Raw genomic sequence first — 1,924 nt, forward strand, 5'->3', positions numbered from 1 at the left:
CCAGGACACTGAGAACGCAGAGCCATCGGGAAGGACCAGCCCGTAGCCCACGACCTCCCGCTCCCTGGTCAGCGCGAAAACGCGCACCTCTTGCTCCGGCTGCGTCATCGCCTTGCCCCCTCTCGCCAGCCCAGGAATCGGTCGTACAAGTTGTCGAGCTTCGCCCAGTCGTGGCTCTTCGCGGCGTTGCCGACCGCCTCCCTGAAATGCATGTGCAGGTAGGTCACCAGCGCCGTCGGCCTGCCCCAGTACTCCTCAGCGAGCTGCACCTTGGCCGGCGCGCACGGCCACGGCTCACCACATGCGGCGCAGTCGTGGTCCGGCTTCGGGGTGTGCGCGGTCATGCCGCGTGCCGCCCCCGGTGCTGGACGGGGTGCGCGGCGGTCGGCCCATTCCACTGCGAGAGGTCGCCGAACCGCTCCGGGTACTGCCTGCGCACCTTCTCGAGCGCGAGGTCGACGCACGGCCAGGTCAGCCCGCACGTGCAGCGCCCGAGCCTGAAGATCCACCATCGCCGACGCTTGTGCATTGCACCCTCCGAATCGGACGACCGGTCCGCTCGCACGCTTCAAGATCGCAATCGTGCAAACCCTTCGTGAGCTAGCATGCACGGACTAACCGGGACTTGCAAGATTGCACGGACATCTATGCACGAGCGAACCCTTGTGCATGCATCAGGGCGTGCATGTAGCACACTGAGGAGAACGGAGCGAGGGGATGCCGGACATGCCTGCACGCAAGCCGCCCACCGTGCGGTTGCGTCGCCTCGGGCAGGAGATGCAACGCCTGCGCGAGGAGGCCGGACTCAGCCGCGACCAGGCGGCCGAGCGCACCCGCATGGATCCGTCGTCCTTGTGGCGGCTGGAGACGGCGAAGAACCGTCCGCAGCGACGGACCGTTCTCACCCTTCTCGACTTGTACGGCGTCACCAAGCGCGAAGATCAGGCCAGGTACGTCGATCTGCTGACCAAGTCCAGCGAGCTGGGCTGGCTGACGGACTTCGAGGAAGCGCTGCCCGAGGACTACCAGACCTACATCAGCTTCGAGTCCGGGGCCAACCGCCTGATCTGCTTCGAGCCTTCTTTCGTGCACGGCCTCTTGCAGACGCCGGAGTATGCACGTGCACTGATTCGGGGTCTTGATCCGACCCTGGACGAGGAGGACGTTGCGCGCCGTGCCGAGGTCCGTGCACGCCGGCAGGCGGCGCTTGAAGGCAAGGCGAACGTCGCCCTGTGGATGGTTCTCGACGAGGCAGTCCTACATCGCAAGGTCGGCGGCGACACCGTGATGCAAGCACAGCTGGAACACCTCGCCACCATGGCCAGACGCAAGGACACCGTGCTGCAGATCGTGCCGTTCGATGCCGGCGCACACCCTGGATCACGTGGCGCGTTCACCCTGATGGAGTTCCCGGATCCCGACCCGGCGCTGGTCTATATCGAAACCTTGACCGGCAACCTGTTCCTGGAAAAGCCCGCCGAGGTCAGCCAGTACCGCGCCAACTTCGAGCAGCTCATCGCACAGGCACTCAGCCCACAAGCCTCGCTCAGAATGATCACCGCGATAGGAGCACCATGAATCTCGATCACCTGCCATGGAAGACCAGCACCCGATCCGGCAGCAACGGAAGCTGCGTCGAGGTGGCGATCACCGATGACGCCATCTACGTTCGCGACACCAAGGACCGCAGCCTCGCCCCGCACCGGTACACCAAGGCCGAGTGGGCGGCATTCGTCGGCGGCGTCAAGGACGGCGAGTTCGACCTGTAACCGGACACGAGAAAGCCCCGTCCCAACGCGATGTCGGGACGGGGCTCTTTCGGTTCGGGCTCCCGAACGTTGCCTCTGCTAGCGGTCGACGGTGGAGCAGGCGAGCGTTCGTTCTGTTGGCGTGCCGGGGGCTGGCTTGAGCTGTCAGTCAGTAG

The 1,924-nt window shown here is 65.3% G+C and carries 4 protein-coding genes; 2 read left to right on the forward strand and 2 right to left on the reverse strand.

The genetic code is table 11. The features are described from left to right. Positions 1 to 104 precede the first annotated feature (104 nt). Both AB0M20_RS40830 and AB0M20_RS40835 read right to left on the reverse strand, forming a co-directional pair. Positions 105 to 344 carry a hypothetical protein gene (locus AB0M20_RS40830; protein WP_364306604.1) on the reverse strand — a complete coding sequence of 80 codons (240 nt, stop codon included), beginning with the start codon at positions 342 to 344 and terminating at the stop codon, positions 105 to 107. Then, a complete protein-coding gene (locus AB0M20_RS40835; protein ID WP_364306606.1) occupies positions 341 to 529 on the reverse strand; it encodes a hypothetical protein in 189 nt (62 codons plus the stop codon). The genes AB0M20_RS40830 and AB0M20_RS40835 overlap by 4 nt, the downstream gene beginning before the upstream one ends. A 188-nt stretch (positions 530 to 717) precedes the next feature. Between AB0M20_RS40835 and AB0M20_RS40840 the strand changes: the two genes are divergently transcribed. Both AB0M20_RS40840 and AB0M20_RS40845 read left to right on the forward strand, forming a co-directional pair. Next, entirely contained in the window at positions 718 to 1,578 is an 861-nt protein-coding gene (locus AB0M20_RS40840) for a helix-turn-helix transcriptional regulator (protein WP_364306608.1), read from the forward strand. Next, positions 1,575 to 1,769, forward strand: a complete 195-nt coding sequence (locus AB0M20_RS40845) for a DUF397 domain-containing protein (RefSeq protein ID WP_364306610.1) — start codon at positions 1,575 to 1,577, stop codon at positions 1,767 to 1,769. The genes AB0M20_RS40840 and AB0M20_RS40845 overlap by 4 nt, the downstream gene beginning before the upstream one ends. The last annotated feature ends 155 nt before the right edge of the window (positions 1,770 to 1,924 follow it).

It is taken from the genome of Actinoplanes sp. NPDC051633 (assembly GCF_040681735.1).
GTDB lineage: Bacteria > Actinomycetota > Actinomycetes > Mycobacteriales > Micromonosporaceae > Actinoplanes.

Bases quoted from the DNA above. Each gene is read 5' to 3' on its own strand.
- AB0M20_RS40845 (WP_364306610.1), top strand. From the start codon at position 1,575: ATGAATCTCGATCACCTGCCATGGAAGACCAGCACCCGATCCGGCAGC.
- AB0M20_RS40830 (WP_364306604.1), bottom strand. From the start codon at position 344: ATGACCGCGCACACCCCGAAGCCGGACCACGACTGCGCCGCATGTGGT.
- AB0M20_RS40840 (WP_364306608.1), top strand. From the start codon at position 718: ATGCCGGACATGCCTGCACGCAAGCCGCCCACCGTGCGGTTGCGTCGC.
- AB0M20_RS40835 (WP_364306606.1), bottom strand. From the start codon at position 529: ATGCACAAGCGTCGGCGATGGTGGATCTTCAGGCTCGGGCGCTGCACG.